This is a genomic window from Paenibacillus sp. FSL K6-2393 (genome assembly GCF_038002545.1).
Taxonomy (GTDB): Bacteria; Bacillota; Bacilli; order Paenibacillales; family Paenibacillaceae; genus Paenibacillus.
On sequence record NZ_JBBOCU010000001.1, the window covers coordinates 452,574 to 473,140 of the forward strand.

20 protein-coding genes are annotated in these 20,567 nt (G+C 46.8%); 15 read left to right on the top strand and 5 right to left on the bottom strand.

The features are described 5' to 3' along the window. Nucleotides 1-145 precede the first annotated feature (145 nt). Entirely contained in the window at nucleotides 146-877 is a 732-nt protein-coding gene (locus MHI14_RS01990) for a DUF3105 domain-containing protein (protein ID WP_165980306.1), read from the bottom strand. A 334-nt stretch (nucleotides 878-1,211) separates the two neighbouring features. Beyond that, nucleotides 1,212-2,129 (bottom strand): hypothetical protein, encoded by a 918-nt coding sequence (locus MHI14_RS01995; RefSeq protein ID WP_341129785.1) that lies wholly within the window; start codon nucleotides 2,127-2,129, stop codon nucleotides 1,212-1,214. A gap of 376 nt (nucleotides 2,130-2,505) precedes the next feature. Between MHI14_RS01995 and MHI14_RS02000 the strand changes: the two genes are divergently transcribed. The 7 genes from MHI14_RS02000 to MHI14_RS02030 all read left to right on the top strand — a co-directional run bounded on the left by MHI14_RS02000 (nucleotide 2,506) and on the right by MHI14_RS02030 (nucleotide 10,299). Then, nucleotides 2,506-2,850, top strand: coding sequence for a Na-translocating system protein MpsC family protein (locus tag MHI14_RS02000; RefSeq protein ID WP_017691786.1), 345 nt, complete (start codon nucleotides 2,506-2,508; stop codon nucleotides 2,848-2,850). Between the two features lie 448 nt (nucleotides 2,851-3,298). Further along, nucleotides 3,299-4,369: an ABC transporter substrate-binding protein gene (locus tag MHI14_RS02005; RefSeq protein ID WP_289392917.1), complete on the top strand. Its 1,071-nt coding sequence runs from the start codon at nucleotides 3,299-3,301 to the stop codon at nucleotides 4,367-4,369. A 101-nt stretch (nucleotides 4,370-4,470) separates the two neighbouring features. Continuing rightward, nucleotides 4,471-5,409 (top strand): nucleoside hydrolase, encoded by a 939-nt coding sequence (locus MHI14_RS02010; protein ID WP_341129786.1) that lies wholly within the window; start codon nucleotides 4,471-4,473, stop codon nucleotides 5,407-5,409. Between the two features lie 281 nt (nucleotides 5,410-5,690). After that, complete coding sequence (locus MHI14_RS02015; RefSeq protein WP_036612869.1) at nucleotides 5,691-6,512, top strand: ABC transporter permease; 822 nt, start codon at nucleotides 5,691-5,693, stop codon at nucleotides 6,510-6,512. Between the two features lie 4 nt (nucleotides 6,513-6,516). Then, on the top strand, nucleotides 6,517-7,308 hold the full coding sequence (locus MHI14_RS02020) for an ABC transporter permease (protein WP_017691790.1): 792 nt from the start codon (nucleotides 6,517-6,519) through the stop codon (nucleotides 7,306-7,308). 18 nt (nucleotides 7,309-7,326) lie between these two features. Further along, nucleotides 7,327-8,385 (top strand): ABC transporter ATP-binding protein, encoded by a 1,059-nt coding sequence (locus MHI14_RS02025; RefSeq protein ID WP_339167574.1) that lies wholly within the window; start codon nucleotides 7,327-7,329, stop codon nucleotides 8,383-8,385. Between the two features lie 174 nt (nucleotides 8,386-8,559). Beyond that, nucleotides 8,560-10,299, top strand: coding sequence for an adenine deaminase C-terminal domain-containing protein (locus tag MHI14_RS02030; protein ID WP_341129787.1), 1,740 nt, complete (start codon nucleotides 8,560-8,562; stop codon nucleotides 10,297-10,299). Nucleotides 10,300-10,592: 293 nt separating this feature from the next. Here MHI14_RS02030 and MHI14_RS02035 read toward each other — a convergent pair whose 3' ends face one another. Further along, nucleotides 10,593-10,766, bottom strand: coding sequence for a hypothetical protein (locus MHI14_RS02035; protein ID WP_289390576.1), 174 nt, complete (start codon nucleotides 10,764-10,766; stop codon nucleotides 10,593-10,595). Between the two features lie 222 nt (nucleotides 10,767-10,988). On the opposite strand from MHI14_RS02035, the gene MHI14_RS02040 reads away from it, so the two are divergent. Beyond that, a complete protein-coding gene (locus tag MHI14_RS02040; RefSeq protein ID WP_133386173.1) occupies nucleotides 10,989-11,726 on the top strand; it encodes an HAD family hydrolase in 738 nt (245 codons plus the stop codon). A gap of 59 nt (nucleotides 11,727-11,785) precedes the next feature. On the opposite strand, the gene MHI14_RS02045 is transcribed toward MHI14_RS02040, so the two are convergent. Further along, complete coding sequence (locus tag MHI14_RS02045) at nucleotides 11,786-12,148, bottom strand: cupin (protein ID WP_341129788.1); 363 nt, start codon at nucleotides 12,146-12,148, stop codon at nucleotides 11,786-11,788. Between the two features lie 360 nt (nucleotides 12,149-12,508). Here MHI14_RS02045 and MHI14_RS02050 point away from each other — a divergent pair, with 360 nt between their 5' ends. The 3 genes from MHI14_RS02050 (at nucleotide 12,509) to MHI14_RS02060 (ending at nucleotide 14,950) form a co-directional block, all read left to right on the top strand. Next, the gene (locus MHI14_RS02050; RefSeq protein WP_341129789.1) at nucleotides 12,509-12,988 is read left to right on the top strand and encodes a Dps family protein; all 480 of its coding nucleotides are present in this window, start codon (nucleotides 12,509-12,511) and stop codon (nucleotides 12,986-12,988) included. Nucleotides 12,989-13,115: 127 nt separating this feature from the next. After that, the gene (locus MHI14_RS02055) at nucleotides 13,116-14,327 is read left to right on the top strand and encodes a nitric oxide synthase oxygenase (RefSeq protein ID WP_341129790.1); all 1,212 of its coding nucleotides are present in this window, start codon (nucleotides 13,116-13,118) and stop codon (nucleotides 14,325-14,327) included. Between the two features lie 155 nt (nucleotides 14,328-14,482). Next, nucleotides 14,483-14,950 (top strand): NUDIX hydrolase, encoded by a 468-nt coding sequence (locus MHI14_RS02060; RefSeq protein WP_249912742.1) that lies wholly within the window; start codon nucleotides 14,483-14,485, stop codon nucleotides 14,948-14,950. 209 nt (nucleotides 14,951-15,159) lie between these two features. On the opposite strand, the gene MHI14_RS02065 is transcribed toward MHI14_RS02060, so the two are convergent. Next, nucleotides 15,160-16,518 (bottom strand): MFS transporter, encoded by a 1,359-nt coding sequence (locus tag MHI14_RS02065; protein WP_339311204.1) that lies wholly within the window; start codon nucleotides 16,516-16,518, stop codon nucleotides 15,160-15,162. 255 nt (nucleotides 16,519-16,773) lie between these two features. Here MHI14_RS02065 and MHI14_RS02070 point away from each other — a divergent pair, with 255 nt between their 5' ends. Genes MHI14_RS02070 through MHI14_RS02085 form a run of 4 tightly spaced genes read left to right on the top strand, consistent with a single transcriptional unit; the run spans nucleotide 16,774 to nucleotide 20,560 of the window. Continuing rightward, on the top strand, nucleotides 16,774-17,883 hold the full coding sequence (locus MHI14_RS02070) for an ABC transporter ATP-binding protein (RefSeq protein WP_062836830.1): 1,110 nt from the start codon (nucleotides 16,774-16,776) through the stop codon (nucleotides 17,881-17,883). Continuing rightward, on the top strand, nucleotides 17,873-18,706 hold the full coding sequence (locus MHI14_RS02075) for an ABC transporter permease (protein WP_017691799.1): 834 nt from the start codon (nucleotides 17,873-17,875) through the stop codon (nucleotides 18,704-18,706). The genes MHI14_RS02070 and MHI14_RS02075 overlap by 11 nt, the downstream gene beginning before the upstream one ends. Further along, nucleotides 18,681-19,490: an ABC transporter permease gene (locus MHI14_RS02080; protein ID WP_062836831.1), complete on the top strand. Its 810-nt coding sequence runs from the start codon at nucleotides 18,681-18,683 to the stop codon at nucleotides 19,488-19,490. The genes MHI14_RS02075 and MHI14_RS02080 overlap by 26 nt, the downstream gene beginning before the upstream one ends. Beyond that, the gene (locus MHI14_RS02085) at nucleotides 19,487-20,560 is read left to right on the top strand and encodes an ABC transporter substrate-binding protein (protein ID WP_341129791.1); all 1,074 of its coding nucleotides are present in this window, start codon (nucleotides 19,487-19,489) and stop codon (nucleotides 20,558-20,560) included. The genes MHI14_RS02080 and MHI14_RS02085 overlap by 4 nt, the downstream gene beginning before the upstream one ends. The last annotated feature ends 7 nt before the right edge of the window (nucleotides 20,561-20,567 follow it).

The window sequence follows — 20,567 nt, forward strand, 5'->3', positions numbered from 1 at the left end:
CATCCGGTCCATAAAGAATTAGCCCCCGAGTCAATTTGATCCGGGAGCTAGTTTCGTTTCAATCCTACATTGACCATGCCCATCATTGGAGGAAACCTCATGGTTACTCCTTAGAGGGGCTTCATATAACTGAGTGATTACCTGATTACATTGTTCCGCCGCCCTGGCGAACAGAGGCAGGAATCTTTTCAGGTCCCTGATTAATATATTTATTAATAAAAGTACCCACCTTGGCATCATCGAATTGGTCGAGCTTCATCGTTTTGGTCCATGCGGTCACCACGACTTCACTGCCTTCGGGAATATCCTTGTTGGGTACAGCCAGAATACCTGCTCCGGCTTCGCGGAATTTAGCGAGGTATTTCAGATGTTCCTTCAAATCCTCGCTTGCGTTCTCACGATAATAGATGATGATATCCCCGTGCTCCAGATTGTGTACCAGGTAATTATAACCCGGGAAGTCGGTGTAAAATCCAAACTTGATATCATGTGGATTATGCGGCCCTGAAGTCGGGATCTTCATCTCATACTGAATAGGGTCCTCCGTATGGTCAGCCCCGTAATATTTATCGTCCGTCACGTCGATTGTCGCGTTGGACTCCAGATCAGCTACATTATATGTTTTACCTGCCCCTTGCATGAAGAAAAGGCCAAACGTAATAATCGACACAGCCATCATTACGTGTGCAGCCAGCCGAAGGGATCGACTTTTTTTCTGAATGTCCGCCCGCTCTTTCTTTTTCATGTGGCCCAGGATTTTGCCCTGTGTGCGTGATGCCCAGATATAGGCGGCGATGGAGAACAGCAACACGATTACACCTACGATGAGCCACAGGTAGGATGTACCTGCCTCGTGCTCCATTTGCATATGATCCATATGAGTCATGTCCATAGAGAGTTCCTCTGCTTTCTTTGTAAAATGAGTGATTAATACACTACATAATGTAGTGTTTATGGCAACGATGAATCCTCTCATTACGTAACGAGAGTTGCTGGACTCGTCTATTACGTAAATAAGAACATACCTATTGCACTACACATTATAGTGTATGAAACATATTCGGCGCAACGCTGTTTTGGAAAATCAAAAAAAGACGTTCCCCGCGTGAGCAGGGAACGCCTTAATATAATCTAATGGGATAACAGCGATCGGAAGGTTGTTCTGTCATCGAAGTAACGAGAGTAAATAGCTTTATTCCAACTGAACTATTTTACAGACGACCAAATGGTGAAAGCATCAGGCTGATCAGTCCAATAATAATTTCACCCAGCAATTGATAAACAATAAAGAACACGACCGCATTGGCGATCAGCACACTGTACATGCTGTCGATGGCTGCTTTGGTGCGATTCAGTGGATATTGGAACAGCACCGAGTTCAGAGCGACAAAGACAATGATATATGAGACAGCAAGCAAGGAGATCGCGATGGAATACGAGATAATAATAAACAGATTCGCCAGAACAAGGGATACTACAGCAGGAACAAGCAATGTACCGAACTGGGCAACCAATGTTTTGGGACGGAAGGTTATTTTTTCAATCTTCAGAATAGCGTACATCAGTGCAATTGAGGCAATTAGGATAATGACGGTGAACAATAGCGGCCTTAAAAATCCACCAATGAACAAGCCGTCCATGCCTATGCGACTAAAGGTAATTAAGAAGTATGTAGAAGATAGAACTGCAATCAGCGCCATCGTTAGCCATCCGTTTAGTGAATGCTGGTCGCCAACGGTTTTCATCGTCTGATAAGGACGGGCCAATACACTGAGGAAATAGGATAGATACTGTTTACTTACTTCTTTGGCTTGCTGAACTTTCTCATTCTGCACGATATTATTCCACTGATTAGAGCTATTGTCCCCTGCAGAAGTATGGTCATTGGTGCCTGTTGAATCTCTTGTCTGTTCCTTGTGAATAGATACGGATGGTGTGTTGGATGGAACGGATGCCTGAGAAGATTTAGCCTGGGTGCTGGACCAACGGGTATATTCGGGTTCGGAAGCAGCAGCAGATTCCGGGTTTGGTACAGGAGTTGGCGAAGAGGTGGTTTGCGTTAGATTAGAGCCGCACCTCTCGCAAAAATGGGCATCTCCATTTTCATGATTACATACTGGACATTTCATGGTATAAGCCTCCAATTTCTAGAAAATAAAAACATGTCAACATTGTGTCTCATTTTAACGGTTGATGACGAAGTTTGTCTATGTTTCGCAGGAATTAATACCCCTACAGAGAGAAAGTTGAAACGAAGACTCGAATGCTGTGTATTAAAACGTAGTTTAGAAGTAACAATAGTATAGGACTGACATGCAGGCATTTTAATGTAAATTCACGGTGGTTTAAGACGAATTGTTTTTGGAGGTAAATGTCTTATCGTTCGCTTCTGTGTGTGATTTACATGTTAAGTATATCTTTTGGGTTGCTCATTTCAGAAGATTTATGTATAATCAATCGTGTTAACACGTCGAATGTACGGTAGTAAGAGATGTGGGTGAGTTCATGGAACTACTGGACAGCAATGAGAGCAAGAAGAAGATGTGCCAGTATTATAACGAAATCTCGAAGGAACTGTTCGGATTTGGCACCACTCTCCTGAGAGTGACCATTGACCAGAATATTGTGACCTTCTACGCGAAGCACCGACGTTCACCGCGCTCTGATGCCCTGGAAGGGGAGGCCCCCGGCTTAAAGCTGGAAGTGGACTTCCGCATGTCTGTCTTATATAAGAAGAAATTCCGGGAGAAGCTCGAGCAACACATGGGTTTGCCAATTGAAGCTATATTGCGGGATTATGATGCGTCCACTCAGTGGGCAATCACGAATGTAATTCTGGAACAGGCCTAGGATGGATCGGCAGGATTAATTCTTGTTGATGTATACAGAGGTTATGGCCCGGATTCATGATCAGGTTCCGTACAATTTCATATGATGGCGTCTGTCTTTGGATTGATTCTGAAGCAGAAACCGATGATGTACCGGCAGCGGGTGTCGCTTTCCTTTGTTTACGAAGAAAAGTGTTCTTGTTTATACAAGAATGCTTTTCTTTTTGTTTTTTAAGTCGAACTAACCCTGTATAACACATCATATTCTTCGAAAATCAGGAAGACCCTTCGATCGCTGTTATCCCCAGATTTCTTTTATTTCCTTTAAATAAGGGAGAAATCTTGTGATAAAGGCGAACACTTCGTTTCTCCAGGTTCTTTCTGTTTTCTACGTAAGATGTGTTATCAATTTAGTTCAACTTAATGGTTGGGTTGTTAAAACACACATATCAGGGGGAATCAGGATCATGATGAAAAAGTGGATTAGCGGTTTGGCAGCAGTGGCAATGACATCAGTATTACTTGCAGGTTGTGGCAGCAGCACGGATGATGCGACAGGCGGATCAGGCAGTGGGGGAACAGCAGCGAACAAATTGGTTATCTCCACTTGGGGCTTCTCGGAAGATTTCTTTAATGAAGAAGTATTTGGTCCCTTTGAAAAAGAACATAATGTAGACATCGTGCTCGAAGTCGGCAATAACGCTGAACGTCTGAATAAAATTCGTCAAGGTACATCAAATGTCGATGTTATCTACCTGTCTGATTATTATGCACAACAAGGTATCGATGAAGGTCTGTTTGAGAAAATCGACCGCTCCAAAATTCCAAATGTAAATGACATTTATGATATTGCCAAAGCACCACTTGGTGAAGATTATGGCCCGGCCTACACGGTTGGACAGCTCGGTATTGCTTATAACCCGGATCTCGTATCCAAAGAAGTGACTTCATGGAGTGACCTGTGGGACCCGGCGTTCGAAGGTAACCTGACGATCCCGAATATTACAGCAACAGCAGGCCCAATGATTGTGGATGCAGCTTCTCGTGTAGCTGGAAACGATACGTTTAATGAAGATGCGGCATTTGCTGAACTGAAAAAACTGAGCGGCAATGTGGTGAAATTCTACAGCCAAACATCCGAATTCGTGAACATGTTCTCCCAAGAAGAGATTGCTGGCGGACCAATCATGGAAATGTATTTCAAAGATCTGAAAGCAGCCGTGCCTAATGCGAAGTTTGTTACACCTAGCGAAGGTGCATATGCCGTGATGAATACAATCAATGTCGTGAAGGGCAGCAAAAACAAAGAGCTGGCTGAAGAGTTCATCAACTGGCAGCTCAGCCAGGATGTACAAGCGAAATCTGCTAAAGCTAAAGTCGATTCCCCGGTTAACACCAAGGTTGAACTGACTGCTGAAGAAGCAGAAGGCGTAACATATGGCGCTGAAGTTGTTGAGAAGCTGAACAAGCTGGATATGGAATTTGTGAATCAACAGGTTAAAGGCTGGACAGATCGCTGGAACCGTGAGATTGCACAATAAATACAAGTAACCGACTGACTTAAAAGTTATCTTTGGTCAACATGTTTAACTTATATCATTTGCAGCAAGCAACCATATCACCGCATAGGAGTTGAGAACGGATGAGTGAAGCGCAAAATCGCATCATTCTGGATGTGGACACGGGGATTGACGATGCACTGGCGATTTTGCTGGCCGTCAAAAGCCGGAAGTTGGACATTCTCGGTATCACCACAGTCTGTGGGAACGTATCACTCCAGCAGGCAACAGAGAATACGTGCAAAATTCTTGAACTCGCGGGTGCACCTGAAATTCCGGTCATTGCCGGAGCAGCTGGACCGCTCACTCGCAAATCGCATTATGAACACCGGGTACATGGACAGGACGGATTGGGCGGTGCGCTGCCTGATCCGGCCGTGTCTAAGAAAGCCGAGGAAGGTTTTGCGCCAGACTTCATCGTGGAACAAGCCAAGCAATATCCGGGCGAACTGACATTAATCATGACCGCACCCTTAACGAACTTGGCCCTCGCGCTTATGAAGTGCCCTGAATTGCCTTCTTTATTGAAGGAAGTCATCTTCATGGGTGGTGTTGTTCGCGGACATGGCAATATTACACCAACCGCCGAGTACAACACATACGCTGATCCAGAGGCCGCTCGCATTGTACTGCATTCAGGTATCGAGAAGCTTACTCAAGTCGGACTGGATGTAACGCGTCAAACGCTGCTGAATGAAGAAACGATTGAGCGTCTCACAGATCCTGCACTGCGCGCGTACGTTGCTCAGAGCACGGAGATTTACATCAACCGTTACGAACAAATGAATGGCGTCCGCGCTTGCGCGTTACATGATCCACTTGCCGTTGGCGTAGCCCTTGCCCCGGAACTGGTAGGACGCAAATCGTATTACGTGGATGTCGAAACCGCCAGCCGCCTGTGCGATGGCCAGATGGTATGTGACTTCCAAAACCGTTTGGGTGAGCAGCCCAACACCCTCGTCTGCGAAACCGTAGACGCAGAAAGCTTCCTTGAACTGTTTATCAACGCGTTAAACGCGTAGCTATGATCTTCACGGCATTGGGGTTCAGTCTAAAATCAATCCTTACGTAATCAGCTGGTAGTGTAGGGGACGAAATCGATTCTGAAGAAGCGAAGCGTTCGCCTTTATCCTTGGATTTTTCCTTCTATTAAGAAGGAGATCAAGAAAATCCAAGGATAACAGCGATCGTAAGAACGATTCGTAACCGGAACGGCTGGTGCGCTAAACATGGACGTTTATTTTTGAAATGTGCGCCAGTGAAACGTGTGAATAAAACCATTTTACAAGTCAGGAGTATCGCGATGAAGAAATCAGTAATCTACTGGCTATTGCTGCCGGGGTTCGTGTTTTTGGCGGCATTTATGATCATTCCGATTGTCCTGACGATCGGATCGACGTTTTTCCAAGAAAACTCCTTCACGTTTGAAGGATACATGCATTTTTTCAGAGACCCATACTTTTTGAAAATATTGCTTACGACGCTGCAAGTCAGCGTGGTCACCACCATCGTCTGTGTGGTGCTCGGATTCCCGACAGCTTATTATATTTCGCAGAAAGCGCCGCGCCGCAAAGGTATTTTGCTGGCACTGGCGATCTTCCCACTGCTGACGAGCCCGGTCGTGCGCTCGTTTAGCTGGATGATCATTCTTGGACGCAAAGGGCTGATTAATAACACCCTTGTAGGCCTGGGTATCGTGGACAAGCCGCTGGACATTCTGTACACGCCGGCAGCGATGATGATCGGTCTGACACACCTGTTCCTGCCATTGATGATTATCTCTCTGGTGGGCGTGCTGGAGAACATTGACGGTGACCTGCTCAAAGCAGCACAAAGTCTGGGCGCCTCGCGTATTACGGCATTCCGCCGGGTCGTGTTCCCACTGGCTGTGCCAGGACTTGTGATCGGAGCCGTGCTTGTCTTTGTCGGAAGCCTGACGGCGTATACCACACCTGCCCTCCTTGGAGGAAAACAGCGTGTAATTGCTACGTTCCTGTATCAAAACGCCATGACCCTCAACGACTGGTATCTGGCCTCGGTTGTTGCCGCGATTATGATTGTAATTACATTTGTCGTGGTCGGTGTCATGAACAAAATGGCCAAAACTTTAAATCCGAAGGGGTAGACATATGCGGGAGAAACATATCGGGCTGGGCCTGTTCAGTCTGCTGGTCTTTATCTTTCTGCTGGGCCCGCTTCTGATCATATCGGTCACTTCGTTTGAACCGGGAACGGTACTCAAATTTCCGCCGGAAGGGTTCTCCTTCCGCTGGTATGAGAACATTTTCAACACAGGCGGATTCCTCCGCACATTCCAGACGTCCATCATCATTTCCCTGCTGGGGAACCTGTTGGCGCTGGTGCTCGGAGTTCCGGCTGCGTATGCACTCAGTCGTTACGATTTCAAAGGCAAGTCTGTGCTGAACGCACTGTTCCTGTCCCCGGTACTGATCCCGGGAATCGTGCTTGGTTTTACATTGATGAAATACCTGATCGTAATCTACCATCTGCCAATGTATCTCGGACTATTGATCGGTCATACGATTATCATGCTTCCATTTATCATTCGGGTTATCGCATCGAGTCTGTCGAGCTTTGACTTTGCAGTGGAAGAAGCTGCGCTGAGTCTTGGTGCGGGACGGGTAAGAACGTTCTTTACGATTGTGCTTCCTAACATCCGCTCAGGAATTATCGCTGCCGTGTTGATTGCCTTCTTGGAGTCCTTCAACAACGTGGACATCTCGGTGTTCATGACCGGACCAGGGGTAAGCACATTACCGATCCAGATGCTGACGTATGTGGAGAATTACTTTGACCCAACGATTGCAGCGATTTCCGTGCTGTTGATGGTACTGACCGGACTCTTAATGTTCGTGATCGAACGGATCATGGGCGGATTTTCATACTTTACTAAACGTTAATTGGAGGCGCAGAACGCTATGGCATTGCTGACATTAGACCACGTATCCGTGGCATACGATAAGCAGACAATCCTGAAGGATTTTCAGTTGGAGCTGGAAAAAGGTAAACTGCTCTCCCTGCTCGGACCGAGCGGTTGCGGCAAAACAACTACGCTGCGCCTCATCGCCGGATTTCTGGAAGCATCACAGGGCAAGTTTATGTTCGGCGGCAAGGATTATACAAAGGTTCCGGCGAACAAGCGGAACTTCGGATTTGTATTTCAGAGTTATGCGTTATTCCCGCATCTATCTGTCTATGACAACGTGGCCTTTGGCCTGCGGATGCGTAAAGTAAAAGACAAGGATATCTCTTCCCGTGTGATGCGAATCCTGGAAGTTGTTAACCTGAATGGATTTGAGAAACGTTTTCCACAAGAACTGTCCGGTGGACAGCGTCAGCGTGTGGCGATTGCCCGCGCATTGGTCATTGAACCTGACCTGCTCTTGTTCGACGAACCGCTCAGTAACCTGGATGCCAACCTGCGCCTTAACATGCGGGTGGAGATTCGCCGGATTCAGCAAGAGCTGGGCATTACAACGTTGTATGTCTCTCATGATCAGGAAGAGTGTTTCTCGATCTCGGATCAGGTAGCGATTATGAACAAAGGCTTGGTCGAGCAGCTCGACCGCCCGGAAACGATTTTTAAATATCCGGCAACGGAGTTTGTAGCACGGTTTATTGGGTTCCATAATTTCATTGAATTTGCGGATCGCAGCGATGCAGGTGAACTCATCACATTGCATGCAGGTGGCCGCACATTTACGGCAACGGCGCATCCTGGAACAGCACGTCCCGGTGCTCGTAAAGGCGCGATTCGCCCGGATGATCTGATCGTTAGTGGAGATACTTCTGCGGATGTGGTGAATGCTTTGCCGGGGATTATCAAAGTCAGCACGTATCTGGGACGCAGTTATCAGTATGTAATTGAGACGGAGCTGGGTGACTTTACAGCAAATCAGGAGATGGAAACACCGTACCTTAGTGGGCAGCGTGTTAGCCTGATTTTCCCACAGGACAAGCTTGTACTGGTGGAGTAGTCGTGAATGTAAGGAACAGTATTAAGAAATAAGAGCAACAAAGAAGGCATTTCATACGATGATTCCGGACGAGGCAGTGGTACGCAATCAAGTGCATTGCATCGGATTGAAGTGCAGGTTCATTGTCCAGTCCGGATCGTGGTGAAATGCTTGTGAAGAAGGAGATTATGCCCCATGCGTGCAGATCAACTAATTGTGAATGTACATGTGTATAACAGTTATTATAAACGGTTTGAAATGAACAACGTTGCTGTACTCGACGGCAGATTCCTGTATGTTGGACCCGGTGGGCCTGAGATGATTCAGGCAGACGAAGTCATTGATGCGCGGGGAAGATACATGATTCCTGGCTTGATTGATATCCATCTGCATATCGAAAGTACGATGGTGACACCGGAAACCTTTTCTCATGGTCTGATTGGCTGCGGGGTAACATCCATTGTCGCAGAACCGCATGAGATGGCTAATGTATTTGGGCTGGAGGGTGTGCAGGAGATGATGACTGCGAGTCGGGAGACGACGGTGGACATGTTCTATGCGATTCCAAGTTCCGTTCCGGCAACCCCAATGGAGACAACAGGTGGTTCGATTGAAATCGAAGATATGGACGTGTTGCTCGCCACTGGCGAGATCATTTGTCTGGGCGAGATCATGAACTATGTCGATGTCATCCGTGATCCGGAGTGTAAGACAAACCAGATTTTACAGCATATCCGCAAAAACTATCCCGATCTGGTGATCGAAGGTCATACACCGAAACTGCTTGGACTCGATCTGCATCGACTGATCTACGCAGGTATCGATTCTGACCATACTCATCAGAGCATTGAGGGATTGCAGGCGCGGATTGCGGCAGGCATGTTTATTGAAATTCAGGAGAAATCAATGACACCGGAAGTCATGGAGTACCTGATTCAACATGATGTGGCACAGCACTTCTGCTTTGTAACAGATGATGTGATGCCGGATTCACTGGTGGAGCATGGTCATCTGAATCATATTGTACGTAAAGCGATTCAGATGGGGATGCGTCCGGAAGATGCGATCTACGCCGCAACATCTACCCCTGCTTCCCGAATGAAAATGACCGATCGTGGCAGCGTAGCCCCAGGCAAAGTGGCCGATTATGTGTTGGTATCCAACCTGGAGGAGCTCGCTATTGATCAGGTGTACAAAAACGGCCGCAAAGCTTATGACGATTACGAACCGTATAAGCAGGAACGCATAACCGGGCAGTTCCCACCTCACTTCTATAAGAGTGTACAGTTGGAGAAGTTGGGCGTAGCAGATTTTGCAATTCAGTTGTCAGACCCAAAAGTCAGTGGATCAGGTGTTGATTTCGCTGGTGAAGGTGAGTACCCATGCCGTGTCATGATGGTGAAGGATGGTTCTACTTTTGTAGAAGAACATATTGCACCGGTTCAGTCTTCGGATGGTGAATTGTTATGGGAAGAAAGCGGATATGCGCAGATCGCGACCTTTGAACGTTATGGCGTGAACGGCAATCGTGCACATGGTCTGATTGGTGGAGACACCATCAAGCGTGGGGCCATTGCAACGACATACTCACACGACAATCACAACCTGCTGGTTGTAGGACGTAATCGTGAAGATATGATATTGGCAGCTAACACGGTAATTTCGAGCCAAGGTGGCTTCTGTGTGGTGGAAGACGGTAAGGTACTGTCCCATCTGGAACTTCCCGTAGGTGGCATTTTGACGGAAGAACCACTTGCAGTGGTGTCCCATCAAGTGAAGGAACTGAGAGCAGCGATGTTGTCTCTTGGATATGTACATTACAACCCGATCATGTCGATCAGTACTCACTCCCTTGCGGTAAGTCCGGCGCTGAAAATTACGGACCATGGCCTGATTGATGTGAATGCAGGTAAGGTTGTATCGTTAGTCATCTAATTAGAATACACACATTCTGTGATGTATCTCCAATTAGATCGTTTGATAGTGGAGTAAATTTGGATTAGAAAAAGAAGGGCACCTCAGTTCACTACGATTTATGTTGTGGAAGGGGGGTGTTCTTTTTATATAAAAGAGCCACCAGCTTTCTTTCAAAAGCTACCCGCTCGATTTCGCCTATCCTTATTTGACCCGCGAGAAGAATTTGCCCTCATAAAATAAAAAAATCGCTAATTTAGCGATTTTCATTGGGCTATGTTTGTAGCTCTTATACAAATTGCTTCATCGTCAAATTATAATAATTTCTCCGGGTTTTTCACTTTAATTGAAACAACCTCTCCGCAATCCAAACAAACCGTGAATACTCTTTCGGAGCCAAGCGCCAATTTCTTATCCATTGGACGAAGATTGATAAAATCCGTTGCTTGTACGAAAGACGTTCCTCCACAATCAGTACATTTCTCCATATATTCATCCCACCTTTTAATCTTTAATAGGTTCTTTAATATATTATATTCCATTAACTGGAACAAGACAATTGCTTATATACCTGTTTGTGTAGGCTTCGCTCATATGCAAAGATCTGATCGTCTATAGTACGATGTTTCATTGTTTGGACGGGACAAATGAATACATATATAGTAAGAAGAGAATGTTTGGACTCAAAAGCAGGAGGATAGACAACCATTATGAATGAAATAAATAATGCTAAAACCATATTTTTCGACGTGGATGACACCTTATATGATCACTTGCAGCCGCTTCGTGGCGCGTTGCAGGACGTTCTCGGCCTGCCGGATGATTTTCCTTATGCTGAGGCGTATCACCGCTTTCGTTATTACAGTGACTGGCTGTCTGCACAAGAAGATCTGTCCGCTGTACCAGAACCGGATGCAGTAGAGCGAATGCGCCGTCGGAGGTTTGAGATGACGATGGAGGAATTTGGACTTCCCCTACAACTGGGACAGGCTGAAAAACTGCAAGCACAGTATCTGAGCAGACAGTTCGAGATTGTGCCTTTTGAAGGAGCGTATGAGCTGATCAGAAAGCTTCAGGCAGAAGGCCATACTGTTGGTCTAATCACCAATGGAGAAGGAGAACATCAGCGGCGCAAGCTTGAAGCACTGGATGTGCTTAGTCTCGTGGACGAGCATTTGATCTTCATCTCCGGTATGACTGGTTATGCGAAGCCAGATCGCAGGTTGTTTGAATATGTGAGTCAGCAGGCCGGGACAGATGCCCGTTCCAGCTATTACATCGGAGACTCGTGGCGTAATGATGTGGTAGGTGCAGTGGATGCGGGCTGGACAGTTATCTGGTTCAACCATCGGGAGGCGCTGCCGGAATCTGATCATCAACCTCATTTTGTAGCACGTAGCTATGAGGAAATCAGTTCTATTCTGACATTTGAACCTGTTCGAGTTTAAGGAGATTTATGTTTAAAGGAGCAGTCCTGTTACCGGCTTAGGTGCAGGTCTGCTTTTTTTTATACAATAACTTCTAAAGGCGTCAATAATGAAGTGTCTAACTCTTCGCTTTCAATTACAATTGCCATGAGTCCAGTTTCTGTTTTGGTTTCGTGCCATTCATGTTTATCCCAGAGAACCGCTTCGCCACAACGAACCTTGATGTATTCATTTGCTTCACCTCTAACCCAACCCTCTCCACTTACGATCAAAAGGAGTTGAGGAACCACAGCTTGGTGATAACCTACTACTCCACCTTCAGCTAAATGCATACATCCGATATGAGCTGCTTTGTTGGTCTGCGTAATACGTGACATTACAAAATTAGAATCAAATTTGGTTATCTTTTTTCCTGACTCTTGTTTAAATTGAAACATCCTCATGTTTACCTCCGCAATAGTGACTAAGTTAACTTCCTATAATGGTAACTATCTTTATGATGGGTATCATCCTATTTCACTAATTTATGGATAATCCAATCAGATGAGTCTATCATAGCTCCAATCGTTTAGGAACAATTTGCTCACATTCATCATTTTGTTAATTGTCTGTGCCAACGTTTCTATGAAGCTCTGCTTCATGAAATCTTCATTCGAAAGAGTAGTTCAGAGCCTTCCCAAATAATATATACGGTGTTATAATTAAAACAAGATTTAGATTAAGTCTAAATTAAAATAACGAATTAAAGCAATCCATAACAATCATTCAAATTCTATTTTTATATTCGAGAGGGGATAAATTCCATGAACACAATCCAAACTAGAAACAACACTTTTGCTAACAACGCCACAGCACTTCAAGAGGTTCTGAACCGTCAGATCGCAGGCTGGTCTGTACTGTACACGAAAATGCATAACTTCCACTGGTATGTTCAAGGACCTCATTTCTTCACACTGCATGCCAAATTCGAAGAGCTGTACAACTTGGCTACGGCGAATATGGACGAAGTTGCAGAACGTTTGCTTGCTATTGGTGGACGTCCGGTAGCTACGATGGGTGAACAGTTACGTCTGTCTCCAATTGAAGAGGCACAAGGCCAGTTGTCAGCTGAGCGTATGGTAGAGTCGGTGATTACTGATCTGCGTACAATGGTGGAAGTGATTCATCAAGGCATTCACGAAGCGGGAGAAGCAGAGGATAACGCAACGGAAGATATGCTGATTGGATTCACCGCTGCCCTGGATAAAGAGGTCTGGATGTTAAACGCATTTCTGGGCAAATAAGCAAAGTCACCCTACATCCTGACAACGATATGTAGAGTCCGTGAACAAAGTGTCCGTTCGCTTACAAATCCGGTGCGCTTGCCGTATAATGATGGCATTCATGATGTACAGAATGGTGGAATGAACAATGCGGTCAGACCTGGAACAATTGCAGGAAGAAGCTGAACGGTTTATATATACATGTTATGAAGAGCTGGGTCATTCGCGTGAAGACGCGCAGGCCCGGCTTGTTGCTGTTATGGGAGAGATCGAAGTAACCGGTACTTATGTGCATACCACAGAGGAATTGGAGCAGGGTTGTAAAATGGCATGGCGGAACAGCAACCGCTGTATCGGGCGGCTGTTCTGGGATAAACTTCGGATCGTGGACGCCCGTCACGCCGATACGGCAGGAACGGCAGCGGAAGCTGTGCTGAATCATATCCATGTAGCATCCAACGGTGGCAAAGTAATCCCGATGATTACCATTCTTCCACCGGATGGGCCGAATGGAACTCCGGTACGCCTCTGGAATCATCAGCTTATTCGTTATGCGGGATATGAGACAGAGCTAGGCATTGTTGGAGACCCTGCTTCGGTGGAACTGACCAAGGCGGCGATGTCACTTGGCTGGCAAGGGGCAGGTAGCTCATATGATGTGTTACCGCTTATTATTCAGGCACAAGGACAAGCTCCAGAGTGGTATGTTGTACCCGAAGAAGAGATTGTGGAAGTGATGATCGAACACCCGGAGCGGGATGAGATTGCGGGGCTTGGCATGCGCTGGTACGGTGTGCCGATGATTGCTGATATGCGACTGGAGATTGGCGGCATATCTTATCCAGCAGCGCCATTCAATGGTTGGTATATGGGTACAGAGATCGGCGCCCGTAATCTGGCGGATACGTTCCGGTATAATATGCTGCCTGCGGTGGCGGCAGCATTTGGATTGAATACGTCGAGTGAAACGACATTGTGGAAGGACCGGGCGTTGGTGGAGCTGAATGTGGCTGTGCTGCATTCGTTCAAAAAAGCAGGCGTGAGCATTGTGGATCACCACACGGCGGCAGCGCAATTTGCTATGTTTGAACAGCGGGAAGAGAAGGCTGGTCGAGAGCTGACCGGGGATTGGGTGTGGCTGATTCCGCCAGTGTCTCCGGCGACAACGCATATTTTCCACAGCTCCTATCGCAATGAGATTGTGAAGCCAAACTTTTTCCGTCAGGATCAGGCGTATACCCTGAAAGATGGCGTGGCATCTGCCGCAGAGCCGCGAAGTAGCGAGCAGCAGAATGCACAGGTAGTGAATCCCCAGCCACAGGCCGGAGATGCACCAATGAAATGCCCGTTTGCACATTAAATTGTGCAGACGGGTTATTTTTTGTAATCCTTTTTTATCCAAAAGAAGGACTTAAAATAGGAAAAAAATGAAAAGATTCTTTCTCTATATGGAAATATATAACACGCCTATAATGAAGCCATGACTTTGACTTCACATAGGGGAGGGAACAATCCATGGGTTATATTGAAACGTTGCGAGGAATGGTTGGCAATGCTCCTGTTATTTTGGTGAGACCGAGTATATTGATCTTGAATAAGACAGGTGAGATTTTATTGGTTCGACATCTGGATGATACGTGGGGAGTACCGGGTGGAAATATGGAACTCGGCGAATCGGTGGAAGAGTCTGCAATGCGAGAGGTCAGAGAAGAGATTGGGATAGAGATCAAGAAACTTCATCTGTATGGCGTCTTCTCAGGAAAAGAGTTATACACGAAATTAAGAAATGGGCATGAATACTACAATGTGGTCATTGGTTATATCTGCACGGAGTATGAGGGAGAACTGAAGCCAGATGGGGTTGAAGTTCTTGAAGCAAAGTTTTACAAACCAACAGAATTACCTGACACGACCGATCCTTACTTAAAAAGAAAAATCCAAGAAAATGCAGTGCACATTGCAACATTATTGGGCAAATCATAATTGAGAGGTTGCCATCGAGATGGTTTCTCTCACGAGTTGTAGAGCTAACGAACCGAGCGCGCCTTATAGAACGGATTACTATGGAACTTTTAATTTAACGAAGTAGAAATTGAAGCAATAACACTTGTGCAGTTCGTTAGAAAAAAAGTATGCCAAAGAGGGATGTCCTCCGTCATGTTCGTGACTTGTGGGACATCTCCCTTTTGCTTTTACACCCGTCTTGTCTTATACCGACTTCGCATAGCGGCCTGAACTACAATGGCAACAGCAATCAACACCAGATTGAACACAAACACGGAGTAAAGCGATCCAACTTCCATAAGCAACGCAGCAACCAGTGGAGATACGATGGAGCCGATCTCGGCAGCTGAGACAATTTTGCCTATGACAGAACTTCGACTCTCGTCCGGGATATGATCACCAATATGAGCAAAGAACGAATCCATGTAACATGCTCCGCCCACCCCGCCAATCAACATGCCAACGTAGACCCATAGATGGGAGGACGTGCTTAGAAATACAGCAACTTCGATTCCAATGAGAAACATGCCGAGCATACAGAGTAACAGACGATCGCCCATCCGGTCAGAGAGATAACCAACAAAGGGAGCAGCAGCAAGAGTAGAGATCCCGGATACAGTGAAGGCGAGACTGGTTGCAAACGGGTCCCAATGCATGATGTGAGCTGCATACAGTGCGAAGTAGGTGAGAAACACCGCATAGGCACTCATCTCCAGAAAATGCACCGTACCGTAGCCAAGTAGTTGTTGCCGCTGTGTGAGCCTTGTAGACAAATCTTGAGTATGCTTTGCATCAGACCGTGATGAAGATAAAGGAAGTTCAGTCGATACAGTAGTATTAGGGTGGGAGTCACTTGTGGTGGAATCTACAACAACTTCATCCGTGGAGAGCACTGAATTTGTTAAGTTGTCCAGAGGTTCTTGTGTCACCGTCGCAGAAGGATCTTCTATTAGATGATCACTTAACGTACTCCCAGACTCATGAGTAGCTCTAGCTGGTGCCGTCGTCTTCATCCCCATCGCAGCGACCACGGCCATCAGACAACATACGGTAACGAGTAAAAAAGGCACCGACAAGGGCCAATGCAATGCGAGCCAGCCACTAATGACTGGGCCAAGTACCATACCGCCGCCCTCACTGCTGCTGATATATCCATTGTACAGGCCGCGGTTGTCTACATTGCCCCCATCTCCGATGATGGAACGCACGACCACGGTAAGGCCGGTGGAAGCGAGTCCTTGCAGCAGTCGGAGCAGGCCGAATAATACCGCAGCAGAAGACAATGCGAAGCCGCCCATACAGACAGCGAGCAGGATCAGCATCAGGATGAGCGCATTTTTCCCTCCGAGCTTTCTATAAATTGCCGCTGCAGGAATGCCCCCAATTACTTTTCCTACATAAAAGAGTGCAAAAATAACCCCCATCATCCAGCCGGACAGGCCGAATTCCTCGATAAACAAAGGAAACAGGGGCAGGATCATGAATCCGCCCATCTGACTGAGGAAACAAATGGTCATCAGCAAAGGCAGGTTACGACGAATATCCAAGAGCCAAGACTCCTCTCACACATAAAATGGAATCCTAAAAATCCTTCAATTACTACATATGGGTACGTATTATCGACATTACCTGTAATGTATGCAGAATTTTAAACAATAAGAAGAAATGACATGCGGCGTTTACATCAAAACCATTGCGGATATACCTGAATCATATATAATAGATGGGTTATCTATAAGGATGCATGAATGAAAGTGTACAGAATTAAGAGGTACCTCAAGTATAAGGGGGCGATGTGAAGCATGTCAGAACAACAACCGATTATCCGCTTTGAAGCGGTGACTCAGCAATACGATCAGGATGAAGCCGTATTGAAGGCAGTCAGCTTTGAGATTGAGCGGGGTAAATTTTATACGCTTCTTGGCCCATCGGGCTGCGGGAAAACAACGATATTGCGGTTGATTGCCGGTTTTGCGGAGCCGACACAGGGCAGTATTTATTTTAATGGTGCGCTTATCAACCGGGTGCCTGCCCACCAGCGGCAGGTGAATACCGTATTTCAGGATTATGCGTTATTTCCACATTTGAATGTATTTGAGAACGTAGCTTTTGGTTTGCGGATCAAAAAGATGAAAACGGCTGAAATTCGCAGCAAAGTGTTGGAAGCCCTCAAATTCGTCAATCTGTCCGGTTATGAGAACCGTGAAATTGGCGAAATGTCTGGTGGACAACGACAACGTGTTGCGATTGCACGCGCCATTGTGAACGAACCTGAAATTCTGCTGCTGGACGAGCCGCTCTCAGCACTCGATCTGAAGCTGCGGACCGAAATGCAGTATGAATTACGGGAGCTGCAACAGCGACTGGGCATCACGTTTATCTTTGTTACACATGATCAGGAAGAAGCCTTGGCGATGTCCGACGAGATCTTTGTCCTGAATGGCGGCGTGATCCAACAGAGCGGTACACCGAATGATATCTATGATGAGCCGATTAACCGCTTTGTGGCAGACTTTATCGGGGAATCGAACATTGTATCGGGCAAAATGAAGCAGGACTTTGTGGTGGAATTCGCTGGCGCACAGCACGAGTGTGTCGATCAGGGTCTCCAGCCGGACGAGCCGGTAGAGATTGTCATTCGCCCAGAGGATCTTGAGATTACAACCGAAGAACAAGGTAAGCTGAAGGTCAATGTGGACTCCCAGTTATTCCGCGGAGTGCATTACGAAATATCCACGTACGACGATGCGGGCAATGAGTGGCTTGTTCATTCAACCAAGAAAGCTGTTGTCGGCGCGCGGATTGGACTGTATTTCGATCCGGAAGCGGTACACGTTATGCGCTTTAACGAGACCGAAGAAGAGTTCGACAAACGACTCGAAGCCTATCAAGAGGCCGCTCATGCAGACTAAGGCCAGCACACGCAATGCGTATCTGATTCCATATGTACTATGGATGGTGTTGTTTGTTGTGGCGCCGGTTCTGCTGGTCATCTATTATTCATTCTTCGATGTGGAGGGTAACTTCACGTTTGGCAACTACGCCCGCTTCTTTACGCCGGTGTACTTGCAGATGACGCTCAGTTCGTTCTGGTATGCATTTCTGATTACGGCGTTCTCGCTGCTTATCTCGTATCCAACGGCGTATATGCTGACCCGGACGAAGCACAAGCAGCTGTGGTTGCTGCTGATCATTCTGCCAAGCTGGATCAATCTTTTGTTAAAAGCGTACGCCTTCATCGGCCTGTTTGGCACGTACGGTCTGACCAACTCCCTGCTTGAAGTCGTGGGTATTGGCACACAGCAGATTTTGTTCACCGATTTCAGTTTTATCTTTGTCTCGGTGTACATCTTCATTCCATTCATGATTCTGCCGATCTTCAATGCGCTGGAAGAGATGAATCCATCGTTGATCTACGCGGCGCGGGATCTGGGTGCCTCATCTTGGCTGACCTTCCGCCGGGTTATCTTTCCGCTGACGATTAGCGGTGTGAAATCAGGCTGTCAGGCTGTATTTATTCCAGCGCTGTCTCTGTTCATGATTACCCGCCTTATTGCGGGGAACCGTGTAATTACGCTGGGAACAGCGATTGAACAGCATTTTCTCGTCACCCAGGACTGGGGGATGGGTTCAACGATTGCCGTCTTTTTGATTATTGCGATGGCGATTATTATGTTCCTGACTGGATCAGGCAAGAAGGAGGTGCGTAATGGGAAGAAACGGAAAGCTGTCTAACGTCTATCTAGCCGTTGTATTCGCCATATTGTACGCACCGATTGCGTATCTGATCTTCTACTCCTTCAACAGCGGCGGTCACATGCGCAGCTTCGAAGGATTCACACTTGAATGGTACAGAGAGGTGTTCGCTGATACTCGGCTACTCATCATTGTGCTGAATACATTTATCATTGCGCTCCTGTCATCAGCGATCTCAACGATCCTTGGTGTTGCAGGAGCACTGGCGATCTACCATGTGCGTCGCAAACGGACCAAGAACACGCTGCTGTCACTCAATAACGTGCTCATCGTGAGTCCCGATGTCATCATTGGTGCATCGTTCCTGATCCTGTTTACCATGATTGGTATCAAACTGGGCTTCACTTCGGTCCTGCTGTCTCATATCGCATTCAGTGTACCAATCGTTGTGATCATGGTACTGCCGAAGCTGCAGGAGATGAGTCCAACACTGATGGATGCAGCACGTGATCTGGGCGCTGGTTCATGGCAGATTCTGACGCGTGTGGTGCTGCCATACGTGAAACCGGGTATTTTTGCCGGATTCTTCATGGCGTTGACGTACTCACTCGATGATTTCGCAGTAACATTCTTTGTTACGGGTAATGGATACTCCACACTCTCGGTAGAGATATACTCCAGAGCAAGGCAGGGTGTTTCGTTGTCCATCAATGCTCTGTCTACCCTGTTATTCCTGCTCACGGTGCTGCTGGTGGTTGGATATTACTTCATTAACCGCCGTGCAACACGGATACCACCCGGAGGAAAGGGGCTGCGACCATGAAGCAACTGGTACGGACATTTGCGCTTGTTTTTGTCGCCGCGTTTGCCCTGATGATCCTGGCTTCGTATCTGAATAAGAGTCAGGGGTATTCTGGCGGAAACACGCTGACCATCTATAACTGGGGCGATTATATCGACCCGGATCTGCTCAAGGAATTTGAGGATGAGACAGGCATTAAGGTCATCTATCAGACGTTTGATTCCAATGAAGCGATGCTGACCAAGATTGAGCAGGGCGGTACTACGTTTGATGTGGCGATTCCTTCCGAATATGCGATTAGCAAAATGAAAGAGGAAGACCTGCTCGTTCCAATTGATCACAGCAAATTGACTAACCTGGACAACATTGATCCGCGGTTCTTGGACTTGTCCTTTGACGAAGGCAACAAGTACTCGATCCCTTATTTTTGGGGAACAGTGGGGGTTGTGTTCAATCCCGAACTGGTGGATGGATTGACGTTTGATAGCTGGAACGACCTGTGGGACCCGCGTCTGAAAAACCAAATCCTGCTCCTTGATGGCGCACGCGAAGTCATTGGGATGGGATTGAACAGTCTCGGGTATTCTCTGAATGATACCAACGAAGACCATTTGCAAGAAGCGCTGAAGAAGCTGTCTACATTGACACCAAACGTCAGAGCAATTGTGGGTGACGAGATCAAGATGTTACTCGCCAATGAGGAAGCGGCAGTTGGACTTGTATGGTCCGGGGATGCATCCGAGATTATGGATGAGAACGACAAGCTGGATTACATGGTGCCAGAAGAGGGATCAAACCTCTGGTTCGATAACATGGTTATTCCCAAAACAGCGAGTAATATTGAAGGGGCACACCAGTTTATCAACTTCATGCTGGACCCAGATCATGCGGCCCGGAATGCGGAATACGTGGGTTACTCCACGCCGAACGCCGAGGCACTGAAGTTACTGCCAGAGGACATCTCGGAGGATGAACGGTTCTATCCAGACGAGACACTGACAGGTAAGCTGGAGGTCTACGATAATCTGGGTAAAAAAATGCTCTCGCATTATAACGACCTGTTCCTGGAGTTTAAAATGCACAGTAAATAACCGCCAA

Coding starts and splice junctions, on each gene's coding strand:
- MHI14_RS01990 (WP_165980306.1), bottom strand. CDS start 877: ATGGATCATATGCAAATGGAGCACGAGGCAGGTACATCCTACCTGTGG.
- MHI14_RS01995 (WP_341129785.1), bottom strand. CDS start 2,129: ATGAAATGTCCAGTATGTAATCATGAAAATGGAGATGCCCATTTTTGC.
- MHI14_RS02000 (WP_017691786.1), top strand. CDS start 2,506: ATGGAACTACTGGACAGCAATGAGAGCAAGAAGAAGATGTGCCAGTAT.
- MHI14_RS02005 (WP_289392917.1), top strand. CDS start 3,299: ATGAAAAAGTGGATTAGCGGTTTGGCAGCAGTGGCAATGACATCAGTA.
- MHI14_RS02010 (WP_341129786.1), top strand. CDS start 4,471: ATGAGTGAAGCGCAAAATCGCATCATTCTGGATGTGGACACGGGGATT.
- MHI14_RS02015 (WP_036612869.1), top strand. CDS start 5,691: ATGAAGAAATCAGTAATCTACTGGCTATTGCTGCCGGGGTTCGTGTTT.
- MHI14_RS02020 (WP_017691790.1), top strand. CDS start 6,517: ATGCGGGAGAAACATATCGGGCTGGGCCTGTTCAGTCTGCTGGTCTTT.
- MHI14_RS02025 (WP_339167574.1), top strand. CDS start 7,327: ATGGCATTGCTGACATTAGACCACGTATCCGTGGCATACGATAAGCAG.
- MHI14_RS02030 (WP_341129787.1), top strand. CDS start 8,560: ATGCGTGCAGATCAACTAATTGTGAATGTACATGTGTATAACAGTTAT.
- MHI14_RS02035 (WP_289390576.1), bottom strand. CDS start 10,766: ATGGAGAAATGTACTGATTGTGGAGGAACGTCTTTCGTACAAGCAACG.
- MHI14_RS02040 (WP_133386173.1), top strand. CDS start 10,989: ATGAATGAAATAAATAATGCTAAAACCATATTTTTCGACGTGGATGAC.
- MHI14_RS02045 (WP_341129788.1), bottom strand. CDS start 12,148: ATGAGGATGTTTCAATTTAAACAAGAGTCAGGAAAAAAGATAACCAAA.
- MHI14_RS02050 (WP_341129789.1), top strand. CDS start 12,509: ATGAACACAATCCAAACTAGAAACAACACTTTTGCTAACAACGCCACA.
- MHI14_RS02055 (WP_341129790.1), top strand. CDS start 13,116: ATGCGGTCAGACCTGGAACAATTGCAGGAAGAAGCTGAACGGTTTATA.
- MHI14_RS02060 (WP_249912742.1), top strand. CDS start 14,483: ATGGGTTATATTGAAACGTTGCGAGGAATGGTTGGCAATGCTCCTGTT.
- MHI14_RS02070 (WP_062836830.1), top strand. CDS start 16,774: ATGTCAGAACAACAACCGATTATCCGCTTTGAAGCGGTGACTCAGCAA.
- MHI14_RS02075 (WP_017691799.1), top strand. CDS start 17,873: ATGCAGACTAAGGCCAGCACACGCAATGCGTATCTGATTCCATATGTA.
- MHI14_RS02080 (WP_062836831.1), top strand. CDS start 18,681: ATGGGAAGAAACGGAAAGCTGTCTAACGTCTATCTAGCCGTTGTATTC.
- MHI14_RS02085 (WP_341129791.1), top strand. CDS start 19,487: ATGAAGCAACTGGTACGGACATTTGCGCTTGTTTTTGTCGCCGCGTTT.